Below are 17,232 nucleotides of genomic sequence, written 5' to 3'. Positions count from 1 at the left end.
CGGTCTTCGATTCAGCAGGAGTTGCCTTGGCGATCACCACCGCCCCGGGGAGCGTCCGGGAAGCACCTCGCCCCGCGTCCCCCGCACGGCCAGCGCGCACGGGCCTGGGCCGCAAGGTACGGGACAACCTCACCGGGCACGCGTTCCTGATCGGCGCCGTGCTCTGCTTCGCGGTCTTCTCCTGGTACCCGATGATCCGCGGCATCGTCATGAGCTTCCAGCGCACGCGGCGCGGCGTGACGAGCTGGGTGGGCTGGGACAACTACATCCGGATCGTCAACGACCCGAGCTTCTGGACCGCCTGGAAGAACACCTTCTACTTCACGGTCCTCGCGCTCGTCGTCGGGTACGTGGTCCCGTTCTTCGTGGCGATCCTGCTCAACGAGTTCCGCCACGCCAGGGGGTACCTGCGGATCCTCGTCTACCTGCCGGTGATGCTGCCGCCGGCGTCGGCGCTGTTCCTCTTCAAGTTCTACGCGTACGACCCCAGCGAGGCGGGTCTCTTCAACGCGATCCTCAAGGCGCTGCACCTGCCCACGTCGCAGTGGATGCAGTCCCCGGAGATGACGATGCCCGCGATGGTGCTCGCGTCGACCTGGATGAACATGGGCAGCGCCGTGCTGATCTATCTGGCCGCGCTACAGAACATCCCGGGAGAGCTGTACGAGGCGGCCGAGCTGGACGGCGCCGGGATCTGGCGACGGATCGTCAACGTGACCATCCCGCAGACCCGGCTGATCCTGCTGCTCCTGGCGATGCTCCAGATCGTCGCCACCATGCAGCTCTTCATCGAGCCGCTGATCCTCGCCAACGGCGCGGGCGCGGAGGACTCGGCGACCTCGGTCGCGTACCTCATCTACCAGCACGGGTTCTTCCAGAACGACCTCAACGGCGCCGCGGCACTCGGCGTGATCATGCTCGTGGTGCTGGCCGGCTTCTCCGCCGCCTACGCGCGGCTGACCGCGAAACAGGACTAGGACAGGCGAGCCATGGCACAGGACTCCGGAACCCGGACCCTCATCTCCCACGCCCAGCTCCGGCGGGGGCGGGGCAAGGCGATCTACTGGACGCTGCTCACCGTCGTCGTGGCGGTGTTCACGCTCGTCTTCCTCGGGCCGCTCTACTGGATGGTCACGGGCGCGCTCAAGTCCGGCCAGGAGATCGCGCAGACCCCGCCGACCCTGTTCCCGGCCGATCCGCAGCCGCAGAACTACGTCGACGCGTGGAACAACCTGGACCTCGCCAAGCTGCTGTTCAACACGTTCTACTACGCGACCGGCGCCGTGCTGTTCCAGCTCGTCCTCGACACCGCGGCCGCGTACTCCCTGTCGAAGCTACGACCGGTCTTCGGCAACGCGATCCTCGGCCTCATGCTGGCGACCCTCATGATCCCGGCGATGGTCCTCATCGTCCCGCAGTACGTGACCGTGATCGACCTGCCGATCCTGCACATCAACCTCCTCGACTCGCCGTTCGCGATCTGGCTGCCGCTGGTCGCGAACGCGTTCAACATCTTCCTGCTGAAACGGTTCTTCGACTCGATCCCGGAGGACCTGATGGCGGCCGCCCTGGTGGACGGGGCGACGCCCCTGCGCACGCTCTGGTCGATCATCCTGCCGATGTCGCGCCCGATCCTCGGCGTGGTCTCGATCTTCGCGGTGACGGCGGTCTGGAAGGACTTCCTCTGGCCGAAGCTCGTCATGCCGTCGCCCGAGACCCGGACGGTCAGCGTCGGCATCTACGCCTTCGCCGGTGGGACACCCATGAACGTCGTGGTCGCCGCGTCGGTCATCGCCGCGATCCCGACCGTCGTCATCTTCCTGATCTTCCAGCGGAACATCATGTCCGGCCTGACCACCGGCAGCCTCAAGGGATAGCCCGCCGGCACACCACCACCGACCCGCCCCCGGCGAACAACGACCGTTCGCCGCTACACATCCAGGTCCGGCGAACCCGCCGACGTACCGACGCAAGAAAGCAGGTGCTCGTGTCCACAGGAGACGTTAGTCCGTGGTGGCGTGGCGCGGTGATCTACCAGGTGTACCCGCGTAGCTTCGCCGACGGCAACGGCGACGGCATCGGCGACATCGCCGGCATCCGGTCCCGGCTGAACCACCTGGCCGCGCTCGGTGTCGACGCGATCTGGTTCAGCCCCTGGTACCCCTCCCCGATGGCCGACGCGGGCTACGACGTGGCCGACTACCGCGACATCGACCCCGTCTTCGGCACCCTCGCCGAGGCGGAGGCGCTGATCGCGGAGGCGCACGCCCTCGGCATCAGGACCATCGTCGACGTGGTGCCGAACCACTGCTCCGACGCGCACCCCTGGTTCCAGGCGGCGCTGGCCAGCCCGGACGCGCCGGAACGGGAGCTGTTCTGGTTCCGCCCCGGCCGCGGCCCGGACGGCGCGCAGAAGCCCACCGACTGGGTCTCGCCGTTCGCCGGCGACACCTGGACCCGGACCACCAACCCGGACGGGACGCCCGGCGACTGGTACCTGCACCTGTTCGCGCCGGAGCAGCCCGACTTCAACTGGGACCACCCGCGGGTACGCGCCGAATTCGAGGACATCCTGCGGTTCTGGCTCGACCGGGGCGTGGACGGCATCCGGATCGACTCGGCGGCGATGCTGGCCAAGGATCCGACCCTGCCGGAGGCGACGCCGGACGGCCCGAGCCCGTTCGTCGACGTGGACGCGGTGCACGAGATCTACCGGAGCTGGCGGCGGATCACCGACAGCTACCCGGGCGACCGGGCGCTCATCGGCGAGGTGTGGCTCCCCGACCACCAGCGGTTCGCCAACTACCTCCGCCCGGACGAGCTGCACGCGGCGTTCAACTTCGACTTCCTCGGGTGTGCCTGGGACGCCGACGCGCTGCGGGCGTGCATCGACACGACGCTGGCCGCCCACTCCCTCGTGGACGCGCCGGCCACCTGGGTGCTCTCCAACCACGACGTCACCCGGCACGTCACCCGGTACGGCCGGGAGGACACGACGTTCAGCTTCGCGGCCAAGCGCGAGGGGGTGCCGAGCGACCTGGAACTCGGCACCCGGCGGGCCCGTGCCGGCGCCCTGCTCTCCCTCTCCCTGCCCGGTGCCGCCTACGTCTACCAGGGCGAGGAGCTGGGCCTGTGGGAGGTCGAGGACATCCCGCGCGAGCTGCGCCAGGACCCGATGTACTACCGCTCCGGCGGGGTCGACCCGGGCCGGGACGGCTGCCGCGTCCCCATCCCGTGGTCGGGTGAGACGCCACCGTTCGGCTTCAGCCCCGACGACGCCGCCTCGGCGCCCTGGCTGCCGCAGCCCGCCGACTGGAAGGACCGGACCGTCCGTGCCCAGACCGGTGACGAGCGTTCGATGCTCGAGCTGTACCGGGAGGCGATCCGGATCCGCCGGGCCGAGCCGGGGCTCGGCGACGGGACGATGACCTGGCTCCCCGCCCCGGAGGGGGTGCTCGCCTACCACCGCCCGCCCGGCTTCACCTGCCTGGTCAACCTCTCCGGGGCGGCCGTGCCGCTGCCGCCCCACACCGAGCGGCTGCTCGCCAGCGGCCCGCTCGACGACGACCTGCTCCCGCCGGACACCGCCGTCTGGCTGCGTACCACCGGAACACCGGCCGGACCCGAAACGGCCTGACCGGACGCGTGGTGCCGGCGGCCCGTCCCGGCCGCCGGCCCCGCGCCCACCCCGCCGGCGGCCCGCCCGGGTCGCCGGCCCGGCGCAAACCTCGCCGGCGGCCCGTCCCGGCCGCCGGCACCGCACCCGGCCGGCCCCTGACCGGCTCGACCCGAGAAGGAGGCACACCCCAGCGCCACGCCGCAACGCACGGGGGACCTGGACTACGACGAAAGGGAGAGCCTCGCTCATGCCCGACCACACCACCCCGCAGCCACCCCGAAAAGTCCGGATCCGTACCGGCGCCGCCGTCGTCGCCGCCGCCCTCACCGCCACCTCGCTCACCGTCATCGCGCTGACCAGCACCGCCGTTCCGGCCCAGGCGGCCGGGCTCTCGCCGTTCGACATCCCGGGCCGCGGCGCCACCGTCCCGTTCGTCGAACAGGAGGCGGAGAAGGTCGCCCACAACGGCACGAAGATCGGCCCCGACCGGCACTACGGCACACTGCCGTCCGAGGCGTCCGGCCGCGAGGCGGTCACCCTCGACGCCGTCGGCGAGTATGTCGAGTTCACGCTCACCGCGCCGGCCAACGCCGTCACTTTCCGCTACAGCATCCCGGACAACTCCGCCGGCACCGGCCGGGACGCCAGCATCGACCTGCGGGCCAACGGCAACCTCGTCAAGGCGGTGCCGGTGACGTCCCGGTACGGCTGGTACTACGGCGGCTACCCGTTCAACAACAACCCGGGCGACACCAACCCGCACCACTTCTACGACGAGACCCGGACGATGTTCGGCACCACCTACCCGGCCGGTACGAAGATCCGGCTTCAGGTCTCCTCGACCGCGCAGTCACCGAGCTTCACCATCGACCTGGCCGACTTCGAGCAGGTCGGTCAGCAGATCCCGAAGCCCGCCGGTGTGCTGGACGTGGTCACCGACTTCGGCGCGGACCCGACGGGAGCGACCGACTCGACGGCGAAGTTCCAGGCCGCGGTGGACGCGGGCCGCGCGCAGGGGCGCGCCGTGTGGATCCCGGCCGGCACCTTCACGCTCTGGGACCACGTCGTGGTGGACGGGGTCACGCTGCGCGGCGCCGGGCCGTGGTACTCGGTGCTCGGCGGCCGGCACCCCACCGACCGCAAGCGCGCCGCCGGCATCTACGGCAAGTACGTCCCCGGTGGCGGCTACAGCGGCGAGATCCGTCCGCACGAGGCCGGTGGCCCGAGTCGCAACGTGACGCTGCGCGACTTCGCCATCATCGGCGACATCCGCGAGCGGGTCGACGAGCACCAGGTCAACGCGATCGGCGGGGCCATGTCGAACTCGGTCGTCGACAACGTCTGGCTCCAGCACACGAAGGTCGGCGCCTGGATGGACGGCCCGATGGACAACTTCACCATCCGCAACAGCCGGATCCTGGACCAGACCGCGGACGGGGTGAACTTCCACTGGGGCGTCACCAACTCGACGGTGACCAACACGTTCGTCCGCAACACGGGTGACGACGCGCTCGCCATGTGGGCCCAGAACGTCCCGAACGTCAACAACTCGTTCACGTTCAACACCATCGGGGTGACGATCCTCGCCAACCACCTGGTCACCTACGGCGGGCGGGACATCAAGATCACCGACAACGTGACCGCCGACTCGGTCACCAACGGCGGCGGCATCCACGTCGCGAACCGCTACCCCGGCGTGAACGGCCCCACGGCCGTCTCCGGCACGATCACCGTGGCCCGCAACACCCTGATCCGCAACGGCAACTCCGACTACAACTGGCGGTTCGGCGTCGGCGCGATCTGGTTCTCCGCGCTCAACGAGCCGATCCAGAACGCCACGATCGCCGTCACCGACACCGACATCCTGGACAGCTCGTACGCGGCGCTGCACTGGATCGAGGGCGCCACCAGCGGGATCAGCTTCACCAACGTCCGCATCGACGGGGCCGGCACGTACGCGCTCCAGGTGCAGGCGCCCAGCCAGGTCACCTTCACGAACGTCCGGGCCACCGGGATCGCCCAGCCGGTCCCGATCCACAACTGCGTGGGCAGCGGCTTCCAGATCACCCAGGGCTCCGGCAACTCCGGCTGGTACACGCCCACCCCGTACTGCGGTCCCTGGCCGGAGCCGCAGTGGGGCGGCGGCCCGACCGACCCGCCGCCCACCGACCCCCCGCCGACGGACCCGCCGCCCACCGACCCGCCGCCCACCGGTGGCAACCTGGCCCTGGGTCGGCCGGTCACCGCGACCAGCTCCAACCAGACGTACGCGCCGGCCAACGCGGCCGACGGCAACGCCGCCACCTACTGGGAGAGCGCCAACAACGCCTTCCCCCAGTCGCTCACCGTGGACCTCGGCGCCGCGCGCACCGTGGACCGGGTGGTGCTGAAGCTGCCGGCCGGCTGGGAGCGGCGTACCGAGACGTTGTCGGTGCTCGGCTCGACCGACGGGTCGTCCTGGACCACGCTCGCGGGCTCCGCCGGTCACGTGTTCGACCCGGCCAGCGGCAACACGGTCACCATCGCCCTGCCGGCCGGCGACCGCCGCTACCTGCGGCTCACCGTCACCGGCAACACCGGGTGGCCGGCCGCGCAGGTCGCCGAGTTCGAGGTGTACGGCGGCTCGACCCCGCCCCCGACCACCCCGCCTCCCACCGGCAACCTGGCGGCGGGTCGGCCGGTCGCCGAGACCAGCCACGCCGACGTGTACGTCGCCGGCAACACGGTCGACGGCAACCCGAACACCTACTGGGAGAGCGCCAACAACGCCTTCCCCCAGTCGGTGACCGTCGACCTGGGCAGCCCCCGCCCGGTGTCGCGGCTCGTGCTGAAGCTGCCGCCCGCCTCGGCCTGGCAGACGCGTACGCAGACGGTGACCGTCCTCGGCTCCACCGACGGCACCTCGTTCAGCACGCTGAAGGGCTCGGCCGGCTACACCTTCAACCCGGCCAGCGGCAACACCGTCGCCATCCCCCTGCCGGCCGGCGACCGCCGGTTCGTCCGGCTGACCTTCACCGGCAACACCGGCTGGCCGGCCGGCCAGCTCGCCGAGTTCGAGGTCTACGCCACCTGACGTGCGCCGGTGGGGCTCCGCACGCCGATCGGAGCCCCACCGGCGTACCCGCACCACCCGCACCGAACAACCGCACCACCGCACACGCCTCTCCACGTCCCCCGGGAAGAAGGTGTCCGCAACCATGTCCAGACTCCGTACCCGAGTGATCGCGGTGCTCGCCGCGGTCGGCCTGGCCGTCACCGCGGCCCCGGCGCCACCCGCCGCCGCCGCGGGCGGCCCGAACCTGGCCGCCGGCCGGCCCGCCTCGGCCAGCAGCACCAACGGACCGTACGCCGCCAGCAACCTCACCGACGGCAACCAGGGCAGCTACTGGGAGAGCAGCGCCGCCCTCCCGCAGTGGGCCCAGGTCGACCTGGGCGGCAGCCAGTCCATCGATCAGGTGACGCTCAAACTGCCCGGTGCCTGGGAGGCGCGGACGCAGACGCTCTCCGTCCAGGGCAGCGCCGACGGCAGCGGCTTCAGCACCATCGTCTCCTCCGCGGGCCGCTCGTTCAGCCCGGCCAGCGGCAACACCGTCACCCTCAGCTTCCCGGCCACCAGCACGCGGTTCGTCCGGGTCGCCATCACCGCGAACACCGGCTGGAGCGCCGCCCAGCTGGCCGAGCTGGAGGTGTACGGCGCCGCCACCTCGTCGACCAACCTCGCGCTTGGCAAGGCGATGGCCGAGAGCAGCCACGCCGACGTGTACGGCGCCGGCAACGCCAACGACGGCAACGCGGCCAGCTACTGGGAGAGCGCCAACAACGCGTTCCCGCAGTGGATCCAGGTCGACCTCGCCGCCACGGTGAACGTCAACCGGCTGGTGCTCAAGCTCCCCGCCGGCTGGGGCGCCCGCAACCAGACGATCACGGTGCAGGGCAGCACGAACGGGTCGACGTTCACGACGCTGGTCGCCTCGGCGTCGTACGCCTTCAACCCGGGCACCGGCAACACGGTCACCGTGACCGTGCCCACCGCGGCCACCCGGTACGTCCGGCTGCTGGTGACCGGGAACACCGGCTGGCCCGCCGGGCAGCTCTCCGAGCTGGAGGTGTACGGCCCGGCGACCGGCGACACGCAGCCGCCCTCCGCGCCGGGCAACCTCGCCTTCACCGAGCCGGCCACCGACCAGATCCGGCTGACCTGGAACGCGTCGACCGACAACGTCGGCGTGACCGGCTACGACATCTACGCCAACGGCACCCTGCGCACCAGCGTCGGCGGTTCGACGCTCACCTGGACCGATACCCAGCCGGCCGGAGCGACCGTCTCCTACTACGTCCGCGCCCGGGACGCGGCGGGCAACGTGTCGGCGAACAGCAACACGGTCACCCGCACCGGCAACACCGGTGACACGACGGCGCCCACGGCGCCCGGCAACCTGGCGTACACGCAGCCGGCCAGCGACCAGATCCGGCTGACCTGGACCGCCTCGACGGACAACGTCGGGGTGACCGGCTACGACGTGTACGCCAACGGCTCGCTCCGCGGCAGCGTGAACGGTTCCACCCTCACCTACACGGACACCCAGCCGGCGTCGGCCACGGTCTCCTACTTCGTGCGGGCCCGGGACGCGGCGGGCAACGTGTCGGCGAACAGCAACACGGTGACCCGCACCGGCAGCACCACCGGCGGCAGCAACCTCGCCGTCGGCAAGCCGATCACCGCCTCCTCGGTGGTGCACATCTTCAACGCGGTCAACGCCAACGACGACGACGTCACCACCTACTGGGAGGGGGCACCGGGCGCGTACCCGAGCACCCTCACCGTCGCGTTGGGCGCGAACGCCACCATCAGCTCGCTGGTCGTGAAGCTCAACCCCGACCCGGCCTGGGGTCCGCGTACCCAGACCTTCCAGGTGCTCGGCCGGGAGCAGTCGGCCAGCGGGTTCACGACGCTGGTCGGCTCGGCCACGTACTCGTTCAGCCCGTCCAGCGGCAACACCGTGACCATCCCGGTCTCGGCGACCGCCGCGGACGTCCGGCTCCAGTTCACCGCGAACTCCGGCTCGTCCAACGGGCAGGTCGCCGAACTTCAGGTGATCGGCGTGCCGGCACCGAACCCGGACCTGACCGTCACCGGCATCACGGCGTCACCCGCGGCGCCCGTCGAGACCGACGCGATCACCCTGTCCGCCACGGTCCGCAACGCCGGCACCGCGGCCTCCGCGGCCACCGCCGTCGGCCTCTACCTGGGTACGACCAAGGTCGGCACCGCGAACGTCGGCGCGCTGGCCGCCGGGGCGTCCACCACCGTCTCGGCGAACATCGGCCCGCGCAACGCCGGCAGCTACCAGCTCGTCGCCAAGGTCGACGAGTCGAACGCGGTGATCGAGCAGAACGAGGCGAACAACACCTACACCAGCCCGACCTCGCTCACGGTCAGCCCGGTGGCCAGCTCCGACCTGGTCGCCTCCGCGGTGACCTGGTCGCCCGGCACACCGAGCGCCGGCGCCACGGTCAGCTTCGCGGTGACCATCCGCAACCAGGGCACGGTCGCCTCGGCGAGCGGCGCGCACGGCATCACGCTGACCGTGCTCAACGACTCGGGCAGCGTGGTCCGCACCCTGACCGGCTCGTACAGCGGCACCATCGCCGCCGGCGCGAGCGCCGGTCCGGTCAACCTCGGCACCTGGACGGCGGCCAACGGCCGGTACACCGTCCGGGTGGTGCTCGCCGACGACGCCAACGAGCTGCCGGTGAAGCGGCAGAACAACACCAGCGACCGGGCGCTCTTCGTCGGCCGCGGCGCGAACCTGCCGTACGACATGTACGAGGCCGAGGACGGCTCGGTCGGCGGCGGGGCGCAGGTGGTCGGGCCGAACCGGACCATCGGCGACCTGGCCGGTGAGGCGTCCGGCCGGCGGGCGGTCACTCTCAACACCACCGGCGCGTACGTCGAGTGGACCACCAAGGCGGCGGCCAACGCCCTCGTGACCCGTTTCTCCATCCCGGACGCGCCGGGCGGCGGCGGGATCAACTCGACGCTGAACATCTACGTCAACGGCGTGCTGCACAAGCCCATCAGCCTCACCTCGAAGCACATCTGGCTGTACGGCGCGGAGGCCGGCCCCAGCGACTCGCCGAGCGCGGGCCCGCCGCGGCACCTCTACGACGAGGCGAACGTCCTGCTGGACTCCACGATCCCGGCCGGCAGCCGGATCCGGCTCCAGAAGGACCCGGCCAACAGCACCACGTACGCCATCGACTTCATCAACCTGGAGCAGGTGGCGCCGCGGGCCAACCCGGACCCGGCCCGGTACCGGGTGCCGAACGGGTTCAGCCACCAGGATGTGCAGAACGCCCTGGACGCCGTCCGGATGGACACCACGGGCACCCTCGTCGGCGTCTACCTGCCGGCCGGCACGTACGAGACCGCGCAGAAGTTCCAGGTGTACGGCAAGGCGGTCAAGGTGGTCGGCGCGGGCATGTGGTACACCCGCTTCCAGACGCCGGCCTCCCAGCAGAACACCGACGCCGGCTTCCGGGTCGAGTCCTCGGCCAGCGGCTCGTCCTTCGAGCACCTCGCCTTCTTCGGCAACTACACCAACCGCATCGACGGGCCGGGCAAGGTCTGGGGTGAGCTGAAGGACGTCGACAACATGACCCTGGACAACGTCTGGGTCGAGCACACCGTCTGCGCGTACTGGGGCGTCAGCGTCAGCGGCCTCACCATCACGAACAGCCGGTTCCGCAACACCTTCGCCGACGCGGTCAACATGACCAACGGCAGCACCAACAACCGGGTCGCCAACTCGGAGGGCCGGTCCAACGGTGACGACGCGTTCGCGCTCTTCTCCGCGACCGACCAGGGCGCGTCGACCGGCAACCACGGCAACGTGTTCGAGAACCTGACCGCCACGCTGACGTGGCGGGCGGCGGGCATCGCGGTGTACGGCGGCTACGACAACGTGTTCCGCAACCTCTACATCGCGGACCAGTTGACGTACTCCGGCATCACGATCAGCTCGCTGGACTTCGGCTACCCGTTCATCGGGTTCGGAGCCAGCCCGCCGACCCGGTTCGAGAACATCTCCCTGATCCGGTCCGGCGGCCACTTCTGGGGCGCGCAGACGTTCCCGGCGATCTGGGTCTTCTCGGCGTCGAAGGAGTTCCGCGGCATCCGCGTCTCGGACGTCGACATCGTCGACCCGACGTACTCCGGGATCATGTTCCAGACCAAGTACAACGGCAGCCAGCCGGAGAACCCGGTGACCGACACCGTCTTCACCAACGTCTCGATCTCCGGGGCGCGGCGCAGCGGTGACGCGTTCGACGCCAAGTCCGGCATCGGCATCTGGGTCAACGAGATGCCGGAGCCCGGCCAGGGCCCGGCCGTGGGTTCGGCGACCTTCACCAACCTCCGACTGAGCGACAACGACCAGGACATCCGCAACACGACCTCGACCTTCACCATCATCCGCAACTGACCATCCCCACCACGGACGCCGTCGGGAGGACCCACCCTCCCGGCGGCGTCCGCCCGTTGATCGGGGCGCCGGCGCCGGCGGGCCGTGTCGGGCGGCGTCAGGTGGCCGGTGCGCCGTGCCGGCCGGCCCCGCCCGAGAACCGGGCCGCCCCGGCCGCCGCGTCCACCGCCAGCGACTCCATCCCGTACGCCAGCTCGGTCGCCATCGCCGCCGCCTCGGGCAGCCCCGCGCCGGCGAGCACAGCCGCGCGGTCGTTGCGCAGGCAGGTCTGCGGGTGCCGGGCGAGTTCCGCGGCCAGTTCCTCGGCCGCGGTCCGCGCCGCGCCGGGCGGCACGAGCCGGTTGACCAGCCCCATCGTGTACGCCTCCTCGGCCGCCACCCGGCGGCCCGTGAGGATCAGGTCCATCGCCCGGCTCTCGCCGATCAACCGGGGCAGCCGTACGGTGCCCCCGTCGATCAACGGCACCCCCCAGCGGCGGCAGAACACCCCGAGCACCGCGTCGGACTCGGCGACCCGGAGGTCACACCAGAGCGCCAGCTCCAAACCGCCCGCGACCGCGTACCCGGAGATCGCCGCGATCACCGGCTTGCTGAGGGCCATGCGGGTGGGGCCCATCGGACCGTCCCCGTCCGGCTCGACCCGGTTGCCGCGCGGCGTACCGATGGCTTTCAGGTCGGCGCCCGCGCAGAACGTGCCGCCGGCTCCCCAGAGCACCGCCACCGCCGCGTCGGGGTCGGCGTCGAACGCGCGGAACGCGTCGGCGAGGGCCCGCGCGGTCGGCCCGTCGACGGCGTTGCGGGCCTCCGGCCGCTCCAGGATCACGGTGATGACCGGTCCGGCGCGCTCGACCCGTACGCCCATCGGCACAGCATGCCCGGCGTGCCGCCGGCGCGCCAGGCTCGCGGGCCTGGCGGCGTGCGCCGCCGCCCTGCCGGCGCGTTGCTGGTCCCGGCGCGTTGCCGCTGCGGTGCTGGTCCGGGGTGTCGCCGGTGTGGCGCTGGGCTGCCCGTCCGGTGCCGGTCCGGCGTGTCTCCGGTACGGCCGGGACCGTGCCTGCCGGTGGTCGCGGCCGGCGTGTCGGGTGTGGGTCGCTCAATCGGGTTATCTGCCTCCCGCCCGGTTTGCCGTCGCCCCTGGCGGGAAGTCGGTACCCGTGCGAGCCCTATTGACGAGAATCGAGCAGAACTCCCGGCTGGACCGAGTGGGTGACCGGCTGCAGCGCGCCGTGCTGGCGACCCTGCGCCCGCAGTGGTTGAAGGATCTGCTGCACGGCGTCCCCCTCGGCCATCCACTGCACCCGGCCATGGTGCAGGTGCCGGTGGGCGCGTGGATCAGCGCGGCGGTCCTCGACGTGATGCCCGGGCAACGTCGCGCCGCGACCACGCTCACCGCCGTCGGGACGGTGAGCGCGGTGCCCGCGGCGGTCGCCGGGCTCAACGACTGGGCGGCACTCTCCCCGGACCAGCGCCGGGTCGGGCTGGTGCACGCGGCCGCCAACAGCGTCGCGGTGGGCCTCTACGCCGGCTCGCTGGCCGCGCGCTTCTCCGGCCGGCACCGCCTCGGGCGGACGCTCGGCATGGCGGGGCTCAGCGCCGCGAGCATGGGCGCCTACATCGGCGGGCACCTCGCGTACAAGCAGGGTGCGCAGGTCAACCAGAGCATCTCCGAGCTGCACCTGATCAGCGCCGGCTGGCACGAGCTGGGCGACATGGCGAGCCTGCCGCAGCGGCAGCTGATCACCCGGGAGATCGACGACGTGTCGGTCATCCTGTACCGGCACGGCGACGACGTCACCGTCATGCTGGAGCGCTGCCCGCACCAGAGCGGCCCCCTGGGCCAGGGCGAGGTGCAACAGATCGACGGGCACGACTGTGTGGTGTGCCCGTGGCACGGCAGTACGTTCCGGCTCAACGGCGGCGAGGTCGTACACGGGCCGTCCGGCAACGACGGGCAGGTCCTGCCCACGCGGATCCGCAACGGCGTGCTGGAGGCCCGCCTACCCTGACCGCCGCCCGCCGGTCCGCCGGTTGATCGACTCCGTTTCGCCGATGTGGCGGTGTCCCCGCGTCCTGGATGCCGCCGTATCGGCGTTCTGGTGTGGATCAGGTCCGTCGGTCGGGGTGATCGACTCGGGTTGCGCGTATCTCGCGGTGTCCGGCCGGGTCGGATGCCGCGACTTCAAGGAAGTCGAGTCGATCGTGGGCGTCCGGCGTCCGGCGCCCGCCTCCGTCGAGCCCGGCCCGGGTTCGGTTGGCCGACACGCTCGGGGCGGGTCGCGTCAGTCCCGCCGGTGCCGCCCCGTCGGTAGCTCACCGGCCGCCTGCGCGTTAGCCCCCGCCTGGCCGCTCGGCAGCGCACGTGCGGACCCGGTTGCCGCCGCACCGACCCGTCCGGCGGTACGCGGCCGGCCGCCACTGACCCCGCCCGCCGGGGCCGGTCGGCGGCGCAGTCCGAGCACCGCCCCGATCTGCGCGCCGACGATGCTCGCCACGGCGAGTACTGCGGAGACCGCGAGCGGACGGTTCACCCGGTCCGGCTCGGTGACCCGCGCAGCGCCGACCGTCATGGCCGGCGCCTCGCCGTCCGGCGACCCGGGCTCCGGCTCCTCACCGGCTGGCGGGGCGGTGGCCGGTGCCGGCGTCGGGCGAGTGTCGCGCTCCGGGGTCGCCCGCTCGGGGGCCGGTGCGGGACGGTCGACCAGGCGGCCGGTGGCGTGCGGGCGGACTCCCCGATCGGTGGCCTGTTCGGGGAGTTTCAGCAGCTGTCCCGGGCGGATCCGGTCGGGGTCGGCGAGCCGGTTGAGCCGGGCCAGGTCCCGGTAGTCGGAGAACTCGTCCAGGTAGCGTTCGGCGATCGCGCCGAGGTAGTCGCCCTTCGCGACCCGGTAGACGGCGGAGTCCGGCGGTGCGTCCCGCGCGGTCGGGGCATCCGTCGCGGCGTGGCCGGAAGCGAGGGCCGCCGAGCCTGAGCTGACCGCGAGCCCGACCGGGCCGGCGGCGAGCCCGGTCGGGCCCGCGGCGTACGTGACGGGGCCCGCGGCGTACGGCACCGCCGCCGGAGCCGCCTGCGCGTACCCCGTGGCCGGTGCTGCGTACACCTGGGTGGTGGCCACGGCGGCGCTGGCCGCCGGCGCGGTGGCGACGATCAGCGCGACCGACCCGACCAGGACGGCGGCGGCCCGCTGCTGTCGGCCCATGCCGGGCAGCCGGGGTGCGGGCCGGCGCACCGCCTGGGCGCCGAGCTCGACGAGGACCGACAGGGCGAACGTGGCCCAGCCGAACCACCCGGCCAGCGCCAGGGCCCGCAGGAAGAGCTGCCCGTCGTCGCGGCTGGTGAGGGCGGTGCCGATCTCGGCGAGGGTCGGTACGTGGTCGGGGAGCGGGTTGCCGGCGAACGCGAGCAGCGCGACGGGGGCGCCCACCAGCACCGCGCAGAGCACGATCAGCGCGCCGAGCCCGGTGAGGACGCGTCCGATCCGGCGTACGGCCGAGCGACCCATGGCTGCCTTCCTTCCTACGCTGCTCCGGTGAGGGCCCGTGCGGTCGCCTCACCTGTGACGGAGACGGTGTCGTCGAAGCCGAAGAGGCCGAGCATCGACCGGCGGTAGGTGATGGTGACCTGGACGTTGACCAGCGTTTCGCCGCCGACGACCGGGAAGCTGACCGTGTGGTCGGTGGTGCCGGCGGCCGCGAGGTAGTCGGCCACGGCGGCGCGTGCCTCCTGCTGGTTGATCCGGTTCGGGCCGCCGGCGATGGCCGTGGCCCGGTCGATCGCCTGCCCGCCGGCCCGGGCCGCCTCGGCGGCCAGGTTGTCGGCGCGTTGCAGTGTGCGCAGTTGACCGGCCCCGTCGAAGGAGAGGCCGATGACGGCGAGTACGCCCACCATCGCCACGGCGAGGAAGATGCTCACCCGTCCCGCGTCCCGGCCCGTGGTGGCGTTCATCGGCGGCTCCGGTAGCGGTCCAGTGGCGACGTGAAGCTCGCCGACACCCGGTCGTAGCGCGGCATGCCCGGCAGGATCGACAGGCGCAGGTCGCGGTAGGAGACCGTGCAGCTGACCTGGACGGTGACCGTCGCCTCCTGGCCGGGCCCGCTGCCGAAAACGGTGTCGAGGCGCGCCGGCTGGCCGTCCACCGTCCCGCTGATCTGGAGTTGCGGGGTACCGGTGCAGGCCAGCCCGCGCCAGTCCAGTTGCCGGCGGGCCGCGTCCCGGGCCTCCGTCCGGGCGGTGCGCTCGTCCCGGGAGATCGAGGCGGCTCGCGCGGCATCGTGCGCGGCGGTGTCCAGCGCCTCGGCCGCCATCGCGGAACGGCCGGCCACCCCGGCCAGCACGATCAGCGCGATGAAGGCGGGTGCGAGCACCGCCACCTCGACGGAGACGGACCCGCGCGCGGCGTCGCGGCTCACGACGTGGTCCACCGTTCGACCGTCCCGTGGGCGGTCTGCGTCACGGGGAAGGTCACGAGCGGGATGACCGAGAGGGAACGCCCGGTGACGGTGCAGGTCACCTCGGTGGCGGTGCGCTGACAGCTCGGCCCGGGCCGGTCCCAGCCCACCAGCCAGTCTCCGGAGGTACGGAGGAAGCGGGTGGCCCGTTGCACGCCAGCGCCCTCGGGGGCCTCGTACACCCGTTGGGCGTTCACGGCGCTCTGCGCGGCGTTCAACGCCGTCGAGCGCGCCACGAACCAGGCGGCCACCTGCACCGACGCGAACAGCAGCACCAGGATCAGCGGCATCACCACGGCCAGTTCGACGGGGTTGGCGCCACGGTCGCGGCCGCCCGCCGCGAGGCGTCGTACCGCCGCACGGGCCAGCCGCCGTGCGGCCGCGCCCGTCACCCGCCGGCCGGCGCCGCCCCCAGGCCCGCGGCCCGCCGCTACGCGAGGCCGCGCCGCGACGACCGCCACGCAAGGCGGCCCACCGACGGCCGCGACGCTCAGCCGTACGCCGGCGGGCGCCGCGCACCGCCGTACGGCGGCGGCCGTCCGGTGTGGCCGGCGGGGAGCGGCTCGACGCATGCCGCTTACTTCGGGTTGGTGTGGTTCGGGATGGCGTTCATCCAGTCCCGTGCCTTGCTCAGGGCCAGGCCGGTGACGATCGTCGCCACGAAGACCAGGCCGAAGATGATCACGGCGGTGGGGACGGGGCTGTCACCGCGCTCGCCGGCGCGGCGCAGTTCGGCCAGCCGTGTGGTCACGGCGACGTGCAGGTAGGCGAAGAGGGGCATGGCGTGGCTCCTTCGGGGTCGGGTCACACACGGGCGATGAACGGGTAGACGACGAAGCCGAGCAGGACGAACACGAGCAGCGCGCCCGGGATGTCGAGGCGGCTGGTCACCGCCTCGGCGCGGGCCAGGTTGTCCGTACGGATCTGGTCGCGCAGCGAGTCGGCGCGGCTGCGCAGGGTCTCGTGCACCTGCGCGCCCTCGCTCCCGGAGGAGCGCATGATCGCGCCCACGTCGCCCAGCTCGGGGATGCCGATCCGGTCGGCGAGATCCCGCAGCTCGTCCCACGGGGAGTGCATCTGCATCTGGGCGATCCGCAGCGCCTCCGCGATCCGGTCGAAGACCCAGCCGTCGCAGACCGCCGCGGCCCGTTCGAGCGACTGCACCGGCCCGTGCGCGGCGGAGAGCTGCAACGCCACGAGATCGAGGTACGTGCAGACCGCCTGGCGGAACTCGTCCCGTGCCTGCGCGGCCCGGGCCAGCACCGACCGGTGGGCGAGCAGGGCGGCGACCAGGGCCACGCCGAGGCTGCCCAGCACCGGCACCACCACCGGCAGGTGGATGCCGAGCACGAAACACGCCACCCCGAGCAGCGTCGGCATGGCCAGCCCGACCAGCGCGGAGAGCAGCACCGACAGGGCGTACTGCTCGGGGGTCTGGTCGATCAGCGCGAGCTGCCGGTGCGGAGGGCGCAGCCACCGGGACACCCCGCTGAGCCATTCCAGTCGCCGGCCGCCCGGTGCGGCGAGCGGGCCGGTGCCGGGTGGTTGGTGCAGTCGCCGCAGCGCCGGCCCGAGCGCGGGGGCCGCCGGCACCAGTTCGCGTACGACGAGGAACACGCCCAACCCGACGGCCGCGCCGCCGCCGACGGCGATGCCGAGATGCCAGTTGAGGATCACCGGAAC

Annotated in this window: 13 protein-coding genes; 6 read left to right on the top strand and 7 right to left on the bottom strand. The window is 72.3% G+C overall.

Translation table 11 applies throughout. The features are described 5' to 3' along the window. The first annotated feature begins 26 nt into the window (after positions 1 to 26). The 5 genes from D7193_RS10435 to D7193_RS10415 all read left to right on the top strand — a co-directional run bounded on the left by D7193_RS10435 (position 27) and on the right by D7193_RS10415 (position 11,103). Positions 27 to 977, top strand: coding sequence for a carbohydrate ABC transporter permease (locus tag D7193_RS10435; protein WP_120779060.1), 951 nt, complete (start codon positions 27 to 29; stop codon positions 975 to 977). A 12-nt stretch (positions 978 to 989) separates the two neighbouring features. Beyond that, positions 990 to 1,877: a carbohydrate ABC transporter permease gene (locus D7193_RS10430; RefSeq protein ID WP_120779059.1), complete on the top strand. Its 888-nt coding sequence runs from the start codon at positions 990 to 992 to the stop codon at positions 1,875 to 1,877. A 149-nt stretch (positions 1,878 to 2,026) separates the two neighbouring features. Continuing rightward, positions 2,027 to 3,637: a glycoside hydrolase family 13 protein gene (locus D7193_RS10425; protein ID WP_241562875.1), complete on the top strand. Its 1,611-nt coding sequence runs from the start codon at positions 2,027 to 2,029 to the stop codon at positions 3,635 to 3,637. 229 nt (positions 3,638 to 3,866) lie between these two features. Next, positions 3,867 to 6,692 carry a discoidin domain-containing protein gene (locus D7193_RS10420; protein WP_120779058.1) on the top strand — a complete coding sequence of 942 codons (2,826 nt, stop codon included), beginning with the start codon at positions 3,867 to 3,869 and terminating at the stop codon, positions 6,690 to 6,692. A 124-nt stretch (positions 6,693 to 6,816) separates the two neighbouring features. Further along, complete coding sequence (locus D7193_RS10415) at positions 6,817 to 11,103, top strand: discoidin domain-containing protein (protein ID WP_120779057.1); 4,287 nt, start codon at positions 6,817 to 6,819, stop codon at positions 11,101 to 11,103. A 97-nt stretch (positions 11,104 to 11,200) separates the two neighbouring features. On the opposite strand, the gene D7193_RS10410 is transcribed toward D7193_RS10415, so the two are convergent. Further along, positions 11,201 to 11,965: a crotonase/enoyl-CoA hydratase family protein gene (locus tag D7193_RS10410; protein ID WP_120779056.1), complete on the bottom strand. Its 765-nt coding sequence runs from the start codon at positions 11,963 to 11,965 to the stop codon at positions 11,201 to 11,203. A gap of 292 nt (positions 11,966 to 12,257) precedes the next feature. On the opposite strand from D7193_RS10410, the gene D7193_RS10405 reads away from it, so the two are divergent. Further along, on the top strand, positions 12,258 to 13,109 hold the full coding sequence (locus D7193_RS10405) for a Rieske (2Fe-2S) protein (RefSeq protein WP_120779055.1): 852 nt from the start codon (positions 12,258 to 12,260) through the stop codon (positions 13,107 to 13,109). Positions 13,110 to 13,382: 273 nt separating this feature from the next. Here the strand turns inward: D7193_RS10405 and D7193_RS10400 are convergent, their stop codons facing one another. The 6 genes from D7193_RS10400 to D7193_RS10375 all read right to left on the bottom strand — a co-directional run bounded on the left by D7193_RS10400 (position 13,383) and on the right by D7193_RS10375 (position 17,223). Then, entirely contained in the window at positions 13,383 to 14,603 is a 1,221-nt protein-coding gene (locus D7193_RS10400) for a LysM peptidoglycan-binding domain-containing protein (RefSeq protein WP_120779054.1), read from the bottom strand. A 14-nt stretch (positions 14,604 to 14,617) separates the two neighbouring features. After that, the gene (locus D7193_RS10395; protein ID WP_120779053.1) at positions 14,618 to 15,046 is read right to left on the bottom strand and encodes a pilus assembly protein TadG-related protein; all 429 of its coding nucleotides are present in this window, start codon (positions 15,044 to 15,046) and stop codon (positions 14,618 to 14,620) included. After that, entirely contained in the window at positions 15,043 to 15,522 is a 480-nt protein-coding gene (locus D7193_RS10390; protein ID WP_120779052.1) for a TadE/TadG family type IV pilus assembly protein, read from the bottom strand. The genes D7193_RS10395 and D7193_RS10390 overlap by 4 nt, the downstream gene beginning before the upstream one ends. Continuing rightward, complete coding sequence (locus D7193_RS10385; RefSeq protein WP_241562874.1) at positions 15,507 to 15,941, bottom strand: TadE family protein; 435 nt, start codon at positions 15,939 to 15,941, stop codon at positions 15,507 to 15,509. Before D7193_RS10385 ends, D7193_RS10390 begins: the two co-directional genes overlap by 16 nt. Before the next feature lie 185 nt (positions 15,942 to 16,126). Beyond that, positions 16,127 to 16,330 (bottom strand): hypothetical protein, encoded by a 204-nt coding sequence (locus D7193_RS10380; protein WP_120779050.1) that lies wholly within the window; start codon positions 16,328 to 16,330, stop codon positions 16,127 to 16,129. A gap of 23 nt (positions 16,331 to 16,353) precedes the next feature. Next, complete coding sequence (locus D7193_RS10375; protein WP_120779390.1) at positions 16,354 to 17,223, bottom strand: type II secretion system F family protein; 870 nt, start codon at positions 17,221 to 17,223, stop codon at positions 16,354 to 16,356. Positions 17,224 to 17,232: the final 9 nt, after the last annotated feature.

It is taken from the genome of Micromonospora costi (assembly GCF_003626655.1).
Taxonomy (GTDB): Bacteria; Actinomycetota; Actinomycetes; order Mycobacteriales; family Micromonosporaceae; genus Micromonospora; species Micromonospora costi.
Note: the sequence above shows the minus strand (reverse complement) of the source record. Positions and strands in the feature narration are given on the sequence as shown.

Coding starts and splice junctions, on each gene's coding strand:
- D7193_RS10430 (WP_120779059.1), top strand. CDS start 990: ATGGCACAGGACTCCGGAACCCGGACCCTCATCTCCCACGCCCAGCTC.
- D7193_RS10420 (WP_120779058.1), top strand. CDS start 3,867: ATGCCCGACCACACCACCCCGCAGCCACCCCGAAAAGTCCGGATCCGT.
- D7193_RS10415 (WP_120779057.1), top strand. CDS start 6,817: ATGTCCAGACTCCGTACCCGAGTGATCGCGGTGCTCGCCGCGGTCGGC.
- D7193_RS10410 (WP_120779056.1), bottom strand. CDS start 11,965: ATGGGCGTACGGGTCGAGCGCGCCGGACCGGTCATCACCGTGATCCTG.
- D7193_RS10400 (WP_120779054.1), bottom strand. CDS start 14,603: ATGGGTCGCTCGGCCGTACGCCGGATCGGACGCGTCCTCACCGGGCTC.
- D7193_RS10395 (WP_120779053.1), bottom strand. CDS start 15,046: ATGAACGCCACCACGGGCCGGGACGCGGGACGGGTGAGCATCTTCCTC.
- D7193_RS10380 (WP_120779050.1), bottom strand. CDS start 16,330: ATGCCCCTCTTCGCCTACCTGCACGTCGCCGTGACCACACGGCTGGCC.